General features: G+C 65.4%; 11 protein-coding genes. 6 read left to right on the forward strand and 5 right to left on the reverse strand.

Annotated features, from left to right (window positions below; translation table 11 throughout):
- Positions 1-43: 43 nt before the first annotated feature.
- Together hppD and GW587_RS25555 are read left to right on the forward strand one after the other, a co-directional pair.
- Positions 44-1,162, forward strand: a complete 1,119-nt coding sequence (gene hppD / locus GW587_RS25550; RefSeq protein WP_166107717.1) for a 4-hydroxyphenylpyruvate dioxygenase — start codon at positions 44-46, stop codon at positions 1,160-1,162.
- 82 nt (positions 1,163-1,244) lie between these two features.
- Positions 1,245-4,811 (forward strand): indolepyruvate ferredoxin oxidoreductase family protein, encoded by a 3,567-nt coding sequence (locus GW587_RS25555; RefSeq protein WP_166107718.1) that lies wholly within the window; start codon positions 1,245-1,247, stop codon positions 4,809-4,811.
- A 98-nt stretch (positions 4,812-4,909) separates the two neighbouring features.
- Here the strand turns inward: GW587_RS25555 and GW587_RS25560 are convergent, their stop codons facing one another.
- A complete protein-coding gene (locus GW587_RS25560) occupies positions 4,910-6,121 on the reverse strand; it encodes an MFS transporter (RefSeq protein WP_166107719.1) in 1,212 nt (403 codons plus the stop codon).
- 105 nt (positions 6,122-6,226) lie between these two features.
- On the opposite strand from GW587_RS25560, the gene GW587_RS25565 reads away from it, so the two are divergent.
- The 3 genes from GW587_RS25565 (at position 6,227) to GW587_RS25575 (ending at position 10,684) form a co-directional block, all read left to right on the forward strand.
- On the forward strand, positions 6,227-7,138 hold the full coding sequence (locus GW587_RS25565) for a LysR family transcriptional regulator (RefSeq protein ID WP_166107720.1): 912 nt from the start codon (positions 6,227-6,229) through the stop codon (positions 7,136-7,138).
- 60 nt (positions 7,139-7,198) lie between these two features.
- Entirely contained in the window at positions 7,199-8,803 is a 1,605-nt protein-coding gene (locus tag GW587_RS25570) for a S41 family peptidase (protein ID WP_166107721.1), read from the forward strand.
- Between the two features lie 81 nt (positions 8,804-8,884).
- The gene (locus tag GW587_RS25575) at positions 8,885-10,684 is read left to right on the forward strand and encodes a M14 family metallopeptidase (RefSeq protein WP_166107722.1); all 1,800 of its coding nucleotides are present in this window, start codon (positions 8,885-8,887) and stop codon (positions 10,682-10,684) included.
- 32 nt (positions 10,685-10,716) lie between these two features.
- Here the strand turns inward: GW587_RS25575 and GW587_RS25580 are convergent, their stop codons facing one another.
- Genes GW587_RS25580 through GW587_RS25595 form a run of 4 tightly spaced genes read right to left on the reverse strand, consistent with a single transcriptional unit; the run spans position 10,717 to position 13,246 of the window.
- A complete protein-coding gene (locus GW587_RS25580; protein ID WP_166107723.1) occupies positions 10,717-11,064 on the reverse strand; it encodes a hypothetical protein in 348 nt (115 codons plus the stop codon).
- A 58-nt stretch (positions 11,065-11,122) separates the two neighbouring features.
- Positions 11,123-12,040, reverse strand: a complete 918-nt coding sequence (ttcA, locus tag GW587_RS25585; RefSeq protein ID WP_166107724.1) for a tRNA 2-thiocytidine(32) synthetase TtcA — start codon at positions 12,038-12,040, stop codon at positions 11,123-11,125.
- Entirely contained in the window at positions 12,037-12,435 is a 399-nt protein-coding gene (locus tag GW587_RS25590) for a dihydroneopterin aldolase (RefSeq protein ID WP_166107725.1), read from the reverse strand. Before GW587_RS25590 ends, ttcA begins: the two co-directional genes overlap by 4 nt.
- A 25-nt stretch (positions 12,436-12,460) precedes the next feature.
- Positions 12,461-13,246 carry an SDR family oxidoreductase gene (locus tag GW587_RS25595; protein WP_166107726.1) on the reverse strand — a complete coding sequence of 262 codons (786 nt, stop codon included), beginning with the start codon at positions 13,244-13,246 and terminating at the stop codon, positions 12,461-12,463.
- Between the two features lie 24 nt (positions 13,247-13,270).
- Here GW587_RS25595 and GW587_RS25600 point away from each other — a divergent pair, with 24 nt between their 5' ends.
- Positions 13,271-14,422, forward strand: coding sequence for a class I SAM-dependent methyltransferase (locus tag GW587_RS25600; protein WP_166107727.1), 1,152 nt, complete (start codon positions 13,271-13,273; stop codon positions 14,420-14,422).
- Positions 14,423-14,482 lie beyond the last annotated feature (60 nt).

The raw sequence follows: 14,482 nt of genomic DNA on the forward strand, positions 1-14,482 counted from the left end.
CCCGGCGGGACTATACTGTGCGCTATTCTTAGAGGAGACCCGCATGAAATTTACGCCTTGGGATAACCCGATGGGTACCGATGGTTTTGAGTTTGTCGAATACGCCGCGCCGGATCCAAAAGCTCTGGGTGCGCTGTTCGAGAGCATGGGCTTCACCGCGATCGCCCGTCATCGCCACAAGGATGTGACCCTGTATCGCCAGGGCGACATCAATTTCATCATCAACGCCGAACAGGATTCGTTCGCGCAGCGCTTCGCCCGCCACCACGGCCCGTCCGTGTGCGCGATCGGGATCCGCGTGCAGGACTCCGCGTTCGCCTACAAGCGCGCGCTGGAGCAGGGCGCCTGGGGCTTCGATAACAAGACCGGTCCGATGGAGCTGAACATCCCGGCCATCAAGGGTGTCGGCGATTCGCTGATCTACCTGGTCGACCGCTGGCGCGGCAAGAACGCGGGAGCGGAAGGCGCGATCGGCGACATCAGCATCTACGACGTCGACTTCGTCGCCATCCCCGGCGCGGAAGCCAATCCGGTCGGCCACGGCCTGACCTATATCGACCACCTGACCAACAACGTCCATCGCGGCCGCATGAAGGAATGGGCGGACTTCTACGAGAAGATGTTCAACTTCCGCGAAGTGCGCTACTTCGACATCGAAGGCAAGCTGACCGGCCTGAAGTCGAAGGCCATGACTTCGCCATGCGGCAAGGTGCGCATCCCGATCAACGAATCCTCGGACGACAAGTCGCAGATCGCCGAATACCTCGACGAGTACCACGGCGAAGGCATCCAGCACATCGCGCTGGGCACCGACGACATCTACTCGTCGATCGAAGGCATGAAGCAGACCGGCATCGCCTTCCAGGACACCATCGAGACCTACTACGAACTGGTGAACCGCCGCCTGCCGAACCACGGCGAACGGCTGGAAGAACTGCGCCGCCTGCGCATCCTGATCGACGGCCATAGCAACGATACGGAACGCGAACTGCTGCTGCAGATCTTCACCCAGAACGTGATCGGTCCGATCTTCTTCGAGATCATCCAGCGCAAGGGCGACCAGGGTTTCGGCGAAGGCAACTTCCGCGCGCTGTTCGAGTCGATCGAGCTGGATCAGATCAAGCGCGGCGTCCTGCAGGATCCGAGCAAGACCCCGGCATAAAGCCTATAGTTAAAAAAACCGCAGGTAGCGCCGCATAGAACGGCGCACCGCACGCAATATCTCAGAGAATATTGGAGACACAATGAACGCACCTCAAAAGGGTTTGCAGCTGGACCCCGGCACGCACTCGGACGACATCTCGCTGGACGACAAGTGGACGCTGGAACGCGGCCGCGCCTTCATGACCGGCACCCAGGCGCTGATCCGCCTGCCGATGATGCAACGCGAACGCGACCTCAAGGCGGGCCTGAACACCGCCGGCTACATCACCGGCTATCGCGGCTCGCCGGTCACCAGCGTCGACATGACGGCGATGAAGGCCAAGAAGTACCTCGACGCGCACCACGTCAAGTTCCATCCGGGGATGAACGAAGACCTCGCCGCCACGGCGGTCTGGGGCACGCAGCAAACCAATCTGTTCAAGGACGCCAAGTACGACGGCGTGTTCTCCATGTGGTACGGCAAAGGCCCCGGCGTCGACCGCTGCGGCGACGTGTTCAAGCACGCCAACAACGCCGGCTCCGCGCAGCACGGCGGCGTGCTGGTATTGGCCGGCGACGACCATGCCGCCAAGTCCTCGTCCACCGCGCACCAGTCGGACCACATCCTCAACGCCTGCGGCATTCCGGTGCTGTATCCATCGTCGGTGCAGGAGTACATCGACTACGGCCTGCACGCCTGGGCCATGAGCCGCTACACCGGCCTATGGGTGTCGATGAAGTGCGTCACCGACATCATCGAATCCGGCGCCGTGGTCGATTTCGACCCGGACCGGGTGCAGATCAAGCTGCCGACCGACTTCGAGCTGCCGGCCGGGGGCCTGAATATCCGTTGGCCGGACACCGTGCTGGATATGGAAGTGCGGATGAACAGCTACAAGTGGTACGCCGCGCTGGCCTATTGCCGCGCGAATAAGCTGAACAAGATCATCTGGGATTCGCCGAAGCCGAAGATCGGCATCATCACCGCCGGCAAATCGTATCTCGACACGCGCCAGGCGCTGGCCGACCTGGGCATCGACGAGCAGGCCGCCGCCGACATCGGCATCCGCCTGTACAAGATCGGCATGACATGGCCGCTAGAGGCGGACGGCGTGCACGAATTCGCCAAGGGCCTGGACGAGATCCTGGTGGTCGAAGAAAAGCGCCAGATCCTCGAATACGCGCTGAAGGAAGAGCTGTACAACCTGCCGGACGGCGAACGTCCGCGCGTGGTCGGCAAGTTCGACGACACCGGCGAATGGAGCAACAAGGGCAAGACCGGCCACGGCGACTGGCTGCTGCCGGCCACCTATGAACTGAATCCGGCGCAGATCGCGCGCGCCATCGCCTCGCGCATCGCGCACTACTGCGCCGGCCATCCGGTGGCCAAGCGGGTGCAGGAGCGCGTCGCCTTCCTCGAAGCGAAAGAGCTGGCGCTGAAGACGCTGCCGACCAAGTCGAATCCGGACACCGACCGCACGCCGTACTTCTGCTCCGGCTGCCCGCACAATTCGTCGACCAAGGTGCCGGAAGGTTCGCGCGCGCTGGCCGGTATCGGCTGCCATTACATGGTGCTGTGGATGGACCGCGAGACCTCGACCTTCACCCACATGGGCGCGGAGGGCGTGACCTGGGTCGGCCAGGCGCCGTTCACCAACGAGAAGCACGTCTTCACCAACCTGGGCGACGGCACTTACTTCCACTCCGGGATCCTGGCGATCCGCGCGGCGGTGGCGGCCAAGGTCAACATCACCTACAAGATCCTGTTCAACGACGCGGTGGCGATGACCGGCGGCCAGGCCTTCGACGGCCCGCTCGATCCGGGCATGATCTCGCGCCAGATCGCGGCCGAAGGCGTGACGCCGATTATCGTCGTCACCGACGAGCCGGAAAAATACCCGTCCGATTACAAATGGGCGGAAGGCGTCACCGTGCGCCATCGCAGCGAATTGATGGACGTGCAGCGCGAACTGCGCGACAAGCCGGGCGTGTCGGCGATGATCTACGACCAGACCTGCGCCTCCGAGAAGCGCCGCCGCCGGAAACGCAACGAGTACCCTGATCCGGCCAAGCGCGCGGTGATCAACGAAGCCGTGTGCGAAGGCTGCGGCGACTGCTCGGTGCAGTCCAACTGCCTGTCGGTGGAGCCGCTGGAGACGGACCTGGGCCGCAAGCGCCAGATCAACCAGTCGTCCTGCAACAAGGACTTCTCGTGCACCACCGGTTTCTGCCCGAGCTTCGTGACGGTGGAAGGCGGCGCGCTGAAGAAGCCGAAGAAGGCCGCGGTGGGTGAGGGCCCAACCGTGGCGCTGCCGATGCCGACGCTGCCGGCGACCGACACGCCGTACGGCATCCTGATCACCGGCATCGGCGGCACCGGCGTGGTCACCGTCGGGCAGATCCTGGCCGTGGCGGCGCACGTCGAAGGCAAGGGCGCCATCGTGCTTGACATGAGCGGACTGGCGCAGAAGGGCGGCCCGGTGATGTCGCACGTGCGGTTGGCCGACAACCAGGCCGATTTGCACTCGACCCGGGTCGGCACCGGCAGCGCCGACCTGGTGATCGGCTGCGACCTGATCGTCACCGCCTCGCGCGACGCCTTGTCGCGCATGGGCGAGCACCGCACGCACGCGATGATCAACTCGACCGGCTCGTCGACCGCCGCCTTCGTCAAGAATCCGGACTGGCAGTTCCCGGATGCCGGTTCGCGCGGCGAGATCGTGCGCGCCTGCGGCAACGACAACGTCGACTTCGTCGACGCCGGCCAGATCGCCACCGCGCTGATGGGCGACTCGATCGCCACCAATATGTTCATGCTGGGCTACGCCTTCCAGAAGGGCCATGTGCCGCTGTCGGAAGCGTCGATCATCAAGGCGATCGAACTGAACGCGATTTCGGTGGGTTTCAACAAATCGGCCTTCAACTGGGGCCGCACCGCCGCGCACGACCTGGCGTCGGTGACCAAGCTGACCACGCCGGCCAAGGTGATCGAGTTCAAGCGCACGCAGACGCTGGACGACATCGTCGCCCGCCGCGTCGAGCTGCTGACCGCCTACCAGGACGCGAATTATGCCAAACAGTATAAATCGTTTGTCGACCAGGTCCGCGCCGAAGAGGCCAAGCTGGGCAAGACCACCCGCCTGAGCGAAGCCGTGGCGCGCTACTACTACAAGCTGATGGCGTACAAGGACGAATATGAAGTCGCCCGCCTGTACACCGACGGCGCGTTCCAGCAGAAGATCGCCGGCATGTTCGAAGGCGACATCAAGCTGAAATTCCACCTGGCGCCGCCGCTGCTGGCCAAGCACGACGCCCAGGGTCACCTGATCAAGCAGGAATTCGGCCCGTGGATGATGAAGGCGTTCGGCGTGCTGGCCAAGTTCAAAGGCCTGCGCGGCGGCGCGCTGGACGTCTTCGGCTACACGGCGGAGCGCAAGATGGAACGCGCGCTGATCGGCGAATACCGCGACACGGTGTCATCGCTGCTGCCGAAGCTGACGGCCGAGAACCTGGCGCAAGCCGTGGCCATCGCCAGCATTCCGGAAGACATCCGTGGCTACGGCCACGTCAAGGAGCGCCACTTCAAAGCCGCCAAGCAGAAGGAGGCGACGTTGCTGGCCGCCTTCGGCAAGCCGGCGGCGACCGACACCCACACGCACGCGGCTTAGCAACCGCTGTCACCTGGAACAACGGCCTCTTTCGAGGCCGTTTTTTTTGGGGACTTGGCGCGCGCCGTAGGCGCGGCGCGGCTTTTTGAGTTAGCCGCTTATGCCGGCTTGCGCTGCGCCGCAGCGTGACCGGCATATTCCGTCACCCAGTACAGCAGAGCGGCGGCGTTGAAGGCCATGCCGGTCAACAGCGCGGCGTGCCAGCCGTGGGCGGCGAACATCCAGCCGCCCAGCGCCGAACCCAGCGCGCCGCCGGCGAAGAACAGTGCGAAGTAGACGCCGTTCAAACGGCTGCGCACTTCCGCGCCCAGCGTGAAGATGGCACGCTGGCCCAGCACCAGGTTGGCCGCCACCCCCATATCCAGGACGATCGAAGCCAGCACCAGCACCGCCAGCGCGACATTGCGCGATCCCGGCACCAGCAGCGGCAGCGCGAAGCCGACCACGCCCAGCGCCAGCGCGGCGGCGGTGGCCGTCAGCGTGTGGCCTTGATCCGCCAGACGGCCGGCGATCGGCGACGCCACGGCGCCGGCCATGCCGACCAGCGCGAAGATGGCGATGCCGGTCTGCGACAAATGGAACTGCGGGCCGGCCAGCATCAGCGGCGTCACGGTCCAGAACAGGCTGAAGGAGCCGAACAGGCCGGCGTGGTACGCGGCGCGACGGCGCAGCAGCGGCGTTTTCAAGAACAGGTGCCACAACGAGGCCAGCAACGTCGGATAGCTGATCGTCGCCGCCGGCGTGCGCTGCGGCAGTTTGACCCGCAGCACCAGCGCCACCGCCAGCACGATCACGGCGGCGCCGCCGAACACCACGTGCCAGTTGGCGGCGTCGGCCACCAGGCTGGCCACCGGGCGCGCCAGCATGATCCCCAGCAGCAGGCCGCTGACCACTTTGCCGACGGTGACGCCGCGCGTCGCTTCCTTCGACAGGTGGGCGGCGAACGGTACGATGATCTGCGCCGCGACCGAGCCGAGGCCGATGCCCAGCGCGGCGGTCAGGAACATCCAGGCGCTGCTGCTGAACGCGGCCATCACCAGCATGGCGGAAGTGAACAGCAGGCCGGTGACGATCAGGCGGCGGTTTTCCAGCAGGTCGCCCAGCGGGACGATGAACAGCAGGCCAAGACAGTAGCCGATCTGCGTCAGCGTGACGATCAGGCCGGCCGCTTCGGGCGACAGGCCGGTGGAGGCGCTGATCGGACCGACCAGCGTTTGTGCGTAGTACAGGCTGGCGACGATCAGGCCGGTGGCGGTGGCCAGCAGCATCACCATGCCGGGGCTGATGTCTTGTTCTTCGAGCTTGCTCATGTTGTGACTCCAGTGGGAGATTGCGATGGCCCCATTCTAGGCAAAAGCCGGCTAAAGATAATCAGGGCATAATGCCCCTATACTTTTCACTTTATATGAACAATCATGGACAGATTGAAGGCCATGCAGGCGTTCGTGCGCATCGTCGAGGCGAACAGCTACACCAAGGCGGCCGAGACGCTGGATCTGCCGCGCGCCGCGCTGACGGCGACCATCAACAAGCTGGAAGCCTTCCTCGGCACCCGGCTGCTGCAACGGACCACGCGCCGCTTGTCGCTGACGCCGGACGGCGCCGACTACTTCCGCAAGTGCCTGGAGATCCTGCAGGCGGTGGAGGATGCGGAGGGCACTTTTCGCGGCCAGAACACCAGCAAGCCTCGAGGCAAGCTGCGGGTGGAGCTGCCCGGCGCGGTCGGGCGGCATGTGGTGATGCCGCATATCGCCGGCTTTTGCCGCGACTATCCGGACATCGACCTGGTCGTCAGCCTCAGCGAGCGGGTGCGCGATCTGACCGAGGAGGGCCTGGACTGTTCGCTGCGCGTGGGCGAGTTGCAGGATTCGGCGATGATCGGCCGCCGCCTCGGCAACATGGGCTTCCTGACCTGCGCCTCGCCGGGCTACCTGGCGGCGCATGGCACGCCGATGACGCTCGATCACCTGCGCGCGCATCGCGGCGTGATGCACTTTTCCGGCCGCACCGGGCGTCCCTTCGACTGGGACTTCATGCGCGGCGGCAGCGTGGTGATCGTCGAGATGCGCGGCGCCATCGCGGTCACCGATCCGGATGCCTATATCAGTTGCGCCTTGCAGGACATGGGCTTGATCCAGGCGGCGCGCTACCAGGTGCGGCAGCATCTGGCCAGCGGCGCGCTGGTCGAGGTGCTGGCCGACACGTTGCCGACGCCGATGCCGATGTCGCTGGTGTATCCGCAAGGGCGCATGGCTTCGCCGCGCCTGAGCGTGTTCGCGTCGTGGCTGGCGGCCGTGGTCCGCGAGGATCCTGATTTGCAAGTCTGAAAATTGTAAGAAATATTGCAAGGTTAGCATGACGCCCGTCGGCGGGGATATAATTCCCTGATGAAACTGACACCCCGACTTCTCGCCGTTTCCGCTATCCTGACGCTGCTGGCCGCTTGCGGCGGCGGATCGGACACCACGCCGCCCGTTGCCACGCCGCCGCCGGTGACGCCTCCCGTAACGCCGCCGGTCACGCCGCCTGAAACTCCCCCGGTAACACCGCCGGTGACACCACCCGAGACGCCACCGGTCACCCCTCCCGAGACACCGCCCGTGACCCCGCCGGTCACGCCGCCCGTGCAGGACTGGCTGTCGCTGTTCAACCTGTGCGAGCATCCGCGCAAGACGCTGGCGCCGAACGGCTTCCCTTACCTGGACCGCCAGGGCACGCTGACCGACGAGCTGAAATTCATCAAGTTCTACGTGGACGAGACCTATTTGTGGTACCGCGAGCTGCCCACGCTGAACATGGCCGACTACGCGCGGCCGGTCGATTATTTCGCCGCGCTGAAAACGCCGCTGCTGACCGCTTCCGGCCGCGCCAAGGACCGCTTCCACTTCACCTATCCAAGCGACGTGTGGAATGCGATGAGCGGCAGCGGCGTGGAGCTGAGCTACGGCCTGACCTGGGTCCGCAGCGTCGACGCCAACACGCCACGCGTGTGGGTGGTGACGCTGGTGGAACCGGATTCGCCGGCATCGGCGGCCGGACTGCTGCGTGGCGATCGACTAGTGTCGGTCGACGGCGTCAACATAGCTGACACCACCCCTGCCGGCATCGCGGTGCTCAACGCCGGCCTGTTCCCCGCCAAGGCCGGCGAGACGCACAAGCTGGTGCTGTCGCGCGGCGGCAGCACCATCACGGCATCGCTGTTGTCGGCACAACTGAGCATGGCGCCGGTGCAGAATGTCAAGGTGCTGGACACGCCCACCGGCAAGGTCGGCTACCTGCAGTTCGACGACCACAACGCGGTATCGGAACGTCCGCTGGTGGATGCGGTCACCACCTTCAAGGCGGCCGGGGTCAAGGATCTGGTGCTGGACATGCGCTACAACGGCGGCGGCTATCTCAGCATCGCCAGCGAACTGGCCTACATGATCGCCGGCCCGGACGCGACCGACGGCAAAGTGTTCGAGCGCCTGCTGTACAACGACAAGACCAAACCCAAGCCGGCGCAGGGGTTCCGCTCGACCGCGACCGGATTCGTTTCGACGCAGATCAGGCCGGGCACCGTGCTGCCCTATCTGGGGCTGAAGCGCGTGACGATCCTGACCACGCCCGGTACCTGCTCCGCCAGCGAATCGGTGGTCAACAGCCTGCGCGGGATCGATATCGAAGTGAACCTGATTGGCGGCGAGACCTGCGGCAAGCCGTATGCCTTCACGCCGGCGTCGAACTGCGGCACCACCTACTTCTCGATCGAAATGCAGGGGACAAACAACAAGGGCTTCGGCGATTACGCGGACGGCTTCCAGCCGACCTGCAACGTCGCCGACGACCTGACGCGGCCGATGGGCGATCCAACCGAAAGCGTGCTGGCCACCGCGCTCAGCTACCGCGCCAACGGCGTCTGCCCGGCGGCGCCGGCGCGCAACCGCAGCGAAGCCGGCGCCATGCGGCTGGTGCGGCCGGAGGTGAAGGAAATCTCCATCCGCAGTCGCTGACGCGCAAAGCCGACTATAATTTCCATCGTATCCGATGCCGGTACAGGCATCGGTCGATCAACCACCGCTGGAAGCCCGTCCATGATTCGTTCCGCAATACTGCTTGCCTTTGCCGCCACTTCCTCCGCCGCCGCGCTGGCCGCCGCGCCGTCCGCCTCGCCTTCCGCCTCGCCTTCCTCCTCGTCGCTGAGCACCGTCTCCGAACGCTCCGGCTTCCAGAGCACCGGCCGCTACGCCGAAGTGGTCGACCTGTGCGCGCGCTTCCAGAAGGCGTATCCGAAACAGGTGCGCTGCTTCGAATTCGGCCGCACGCCGGAAGGCCGGCCGATGCTGGCGCTGGCCGTGTCGCGCACCGGCGCGCTGACCGCCGAGCAGGCGAAGAAGAAGGGCGTGCCTGTGATGCTGATCCAGGGCGGCATCCACGCCGGCGAGATCGACGGCAAGGACGCCGGCTTCCTGGCGCTGCGCGAGGCGCTGGAGAACAAGGCGGCGCCGGGCGCGCTGGACCAGCAGGTGCTGTTGTTCGTCCCGGTGTTCAACGTCGACGGCCATGAGCGCTTCGGCAAATACAACCGTCCGAACCAGCGCGGCCCGGTGGAAATGGGCTGGCGCACCACGGCGCAGAACTTCAACCTGAACCGCGACTACGTCAAGGCCGACGCGCCCGAGATGCAGGCCATGCTGGCGCTGGTCAACGCTTGGGATCCGCTGGCCTACGTCGACCTGCACGTGACCGACGGCGCCAAGTTCCAGCCCGACGTCTCGATCCAGGTCGAGCCGGTGCACGGCGGCGACGAGGAACTGAAGCGCGCCGGCAGCGCGCTGCAAAGCGCCGTGATGGCGGACCTGAAGGCGCAGGGTTCCGATCCGAAGCCGTACTACATCTCCTTCGACAAGGAGGACGATCCGACCTCCGGCTTCGTCGACAGCATGTCGACGCCGCGCTTCTCGACCGGCTACTTCCCGATGCGTAACCGCTTCGCGATGCTGGTCGAGACCCATTCGTGGAAGGATTACCCGACCCGCGTGCGCATCACCCGCAACACCATCGTCTCGCTGCTGTCGCAGGTCGCCGCGCACGGCAAGGAATGGCAGAAGCTGACGCGCGACGCCGACGCGCGCGCGGTGGCCATGGGCGGCGCCGATTTTCCGCTCAGCTACCGCACCACCTTCAACGCCAAGAGCATTCAGTTCCCCGGCTATGAATACACGCGCGGCTACTCGGAAATCTCGGGCGGCCTGATGACGCACTACGACGAGAGCAAGCCGCAGATGTGGACCGTGCCGTTGCGCGACGAAGTGGTGCCGGACTATAAGGTGGCGGCGCCGCGCGGCGGCTATGTGATCCCGGCGGCGTTCGCGGCGCAGGTGGGCGCGAAGCTGAAGCAGCACGGTATCAGCTTCAAGACCATCGGCGCCGACCAGATGTCGGCCGAAGTCGAGACCTTCCGCGCCACCAAGACCAAGTTCGGCACGCAGTCGTTCGAGGGCCATCAGGCGCTGGCGGTGGAGGGCGAGTGGGCGCGCGAGCGGCGCAGCCTGGTGCAGGGCGCGTTGTTCGTGCCGATCGCGCAACCGAAGGCGCGGCTGGTGATGACGATGCTGGAGCCGCGCGGCGCCGATAGCCTGCTGGCCTGGGGCGTGTTCAACAACGCCTTCGAGCGCAAGGAGTACATGGAGGATTACGTGGCGGAGGAGGTCGCGCGCGATCAGCTGGAAACCGATCCGGCGCTGCGTGCGGAGTTCCAGAAAAAGGTCGACACGGACGCGGAGTTCAACAAGACGCCGGCCAAGCGGCTGGAGTTCTTCGCTAAGCGCCACTCGTCGTGGGACGAGCGCTACAACCTGTATCCGGTGATGCGCACCGCGCAGAAGTTCTAAGTTGAAAACGGGCCTTGCGGCCCGTTTTTGTTTTACAGCGCGGGGCTGGACTTGCCGGCCTGCTTGGCGGCCATCTGCTCGTCCATCTGCTGCTTCATGATCTCGGCGATCTTGGCGGTGACGGCGGCCTGCTGTTCCGGCGACATGGCGTCGAATTCGGCCTGGGTGATGCCCATGCTTTTCATGATGGATGCCGCCATGCGCTGGGCCGGCGTCATCTTCATGTACTGCTCCAGCTGCGACGCCGACTCCGACTGCTTGACTTCGGCGTGCTTCAGCATCGAGGCGAAATCGGCGCCGTCGCCGTCGCCGTTCTTCTTCGGCGCGAACTTGGCCAGCGTCGCTTCGGTCAGCATCTTGTTTTCGATCTTCAGGTTCATGACTACTCCTTTACCCTGGTTGTTGGAGCAGCATTCTAGCCGGGGGCGAAGGAAGCGGTCACTGCCCCCGTTGGAGGGGGATGATGCCGGGCACCGTGGCCGGCGTCGAGCATGGCTCTTCGTCGAAGGCGATGTCGCCCAGCGGGTTGGCCTGGCCGTCGGCCTTGATGTCCTTGAAGCCGAACAGGTCGCGGTCCATCAGGTGCGACGGCACCACCGTCGACAGCGAGGAGAAGATGCTCTCGACGCGGCCGGGGAATTTCTTTTCCCATTCGCGCATCAGGCCCTTGATCTGCTTGCGCTGCAGGTTCTCCTGCGAGCCGCACAGGTCGCACGGGATGATCGGGAAGCCTTTGACTTCGGCGTAGCGTTCGCTGTCTTCTTCCTTCACGTAGGCCAGCGGGCGGATCACCATGTGCTTGCCGTCGTCCGACACCAGCTTGGCCGGCATGGCTTTCAGCTTCCCGCCGAAGAACATGTTCAGGAAGAAGGTCTCGAGGATGTCGTCGCGGTGGTGGCCGAGCGCGATCTTGTTGCAGCCCAGTTCATCGGCGACGCGGTACAGGATGCCGCGGCGCAGGCGCGAGCACAGCGAGCAGGTGGTCTTCCCTTCCGGGATCAGGCGCTTGACGATGCTGTAGGTGTCCTGGTTCTCGATGTGGAACGGGATGCCCAGTTTTTCCAGGTAGGCCGGCAGGATGTGGTCCGGGAAGTTGGGCTGCTTCTGGTCCAGGTTGACGGCGATGAGCTCGAAGTTGATCGGCGCGCGTTCGCGCAGCGTCATCAGGATGTCCAGCAGCGCGTAGGAGTCCTTGCCGCCGGAGAGGCAGACCATGACCTTGTCGCCGTCCTCGATCATGTTGAAATCGCCGATGGCCTGGCCGACCAGGCGGCACAGCCGCTTGTGCAGCTTGTTGTTCTCCAGGGCGATCTTTTCGGCCGCCTTGGCGCCCACGTTTTCCAATACTGCGCTCATACATTGTCCTTGATCTTGAATACTTCAACGCCGACGCCTTCGCAGTCGGGATACACGTCCGGCTTCATGGTCGAGACGCGGGCGGCGCGCACGCGCGGATGCTCCAGCATCGAACGCACGATGTCGTCGCACAGCGTCTCCTGCAAGTGCACGTGGCCTTGCGACATGCGCTTGGCGATGGTGTCGCGCATGAAATCGTAGTCCACCACTTCCTCCAGCTGGTCGTGGGTCGGCGACGACACCGCCAGCGGGATGTACAGGTCGACGTTGATCAGCAGGCGCTGCTCGCCCTTTTTCTCGAACTCGTAGACGCCGATGTTGATCAGGACTTCGTAGTTGCGCAGGAACAGGCGGCGACAGTCGTTCAGTTGCGGGTGGATCAGGGCGGACAACATGGAGGATTACCTTTTTCGTTTAAATTTATTTGGTCAGGAACATCACGTCGCGCGGCAGCGGCACCAGGTGCTGGCCGCCGTCGACCAGCAGCGTGGTGCCGGTCAGGGCGCGCGCCGAGGCGGCGTAGACCACGCTGTCGGCGATGTCTTCGGGGGTGCTGGAACGGCCCAGCGGCGTTTGCCGGTGCGCGTCGGCGAATCCGGCCTCGGTCTGGTCGCCGGACACCATGGTGATGCCCGGCGCGATGCCGACCACCCGCACCGTCGGCGCCAGCTGCTGCGCCAGCATCGTGGTGGCGGTCTGCAGCGCCGCCTTGGACAGGGTGTACGACAAAAAATCAGGATTGAGATTGTACAGTTTCTGGTCGAGCAAATTGATCACCACCGCTTGCGCGTCCGGCGCGGTGGCCGCGTGCAGCGCCTGCGCCAGCAGGATGGGCGCGGCGACGTTGGCGCGCATGTGGGCGTCCAGCCTGGCCGCGCTGAAGTCGGTGGCGCTGTCGTAATCGAACAGCGAGGCGTTGTTGACCACGCAGCGCACCGCGCCCAGCGCCGCCTCGGCGCGCGGCAGCAGCGCGCGCACCGCCGCCTCGTCGGCCAGCTCGCATTGCAGCGCCACGGCGCGGCGGCCCAGCGCGGCGATCTCCTCGACCACGCGCAAGGCCTCGGCCCCGGAGGCGCGGTAGTGCACCGCCACGTCCCAGCCGGCGCGCGCCAGCCCGAGCGCGATGGCGCGGCCGATGCGGCGCCCGGCGCCGGTGACCAGCGCGACGCGCGCGCCGGGTGTCTGATTGTCCTGTGCTGTCATCATGTTCGTCTTGGATATAATGCCGGTATGTCCCTACCCGTACCTTCTAGCGACGCGCTGGCCGCGTCCCACGCCCTGCAGCGCCTGATCGCCGCCGACATCGAACGCCATGCGGGCGCCATTTCCTTCGCCCGCTTCATGGAGCTGGCGCTGTACGCGCCCGATCTGGGCTACTACAGCGGCGGCTCCGCCAAGCTGGGAAAAGATGGCGATTTCACCACGGCGCCGGAACTGACGCCGCTGTTCGGCGCGGCGCTGGCGCGGGTTGCAGCCGCTATTATCGCCCAAAGCGCGCCGCGCATCCTCGAATTCGGCGCCGGCACCGGCAAGCTGGCGTTCGACATCCTGACCGAGCTGGCCGCGGCCGGCGTCCGCGTCGAGCGTTACAGCATCGTCGAACTGTCCGGCGAACTGCGCGCGCGGCAGCGGGAAAAGCTGCGCGACTTCCCGCAGGTGGAGTGGCTGGACGCCTTCCCGGACGCCTTCGACGGCGTCGTTTTCGGCAACGAGGTGCTGGACGCGATGCCGGTGCAGCTGGTCACCAAACATCCCGAAGGCTGGCAGGAATTGCAGGTGACGGTGCGCGACGGGCGCTTCGCCTACCTGGAGACGCCGGCCGACGCCGGGTTGCTGGCGCAGATCGCGCGCCAGATCGGCGCCGACGAGCAGCTGCCGGTCGGCTACGTGACCGAGGTGCACGGCGTGGCCTGCGGCTTCATGGCCACCCTGAGCCGCATGTTGCGCAACGGCGGCGCCAACGCCGCCTTCCTGTTCGACTACGGCTTCCCGGGCCATGAATATTATCTGGACCTGCGCGCCACCGGCACGCTGATGTGCCACTACCGCCACCACGCGCACGCCGACCCGTTCTATTACCCGGGCCTGCAGGACATCACCGCCCACGTCGACTTCACGGCGATGGCGCTGGCGGCGCAGGACGCGGGCGTCGAGGTGCTGGGCTATCTGAACCAGTCCGGCTTCCTGATCGGCGCCGGCATCGGCGAGCTGCTGCTGCGCACCGACCCGTCCGACGTCAAGGCCTACCTGCCGCAGGCGAGCGCGCTGCAAAAGCTGGTGTCGCCGGCCGAGATGGGCGAATTGTTCAAAGTGCTGGCGATCGGCAAGCATGTCGCGCTGCCGGACGCCATCGCCATGCAGGATCGCAGCCACCGGCTGTAGACGGAATGTCACAGTAGATCGAATAGCAAGTCGATTCCGCGCCTGATCGCCGGCTTGCGC

Source organism: Duganella aceris (assembly GCF_011090165.1).
GTDB lineage: Bacteria > Pseudomonadota > Gammaproteobacteria > Burkholderiales > Burkholderiaceae_D > Rugamonas > Rugamonas aceris.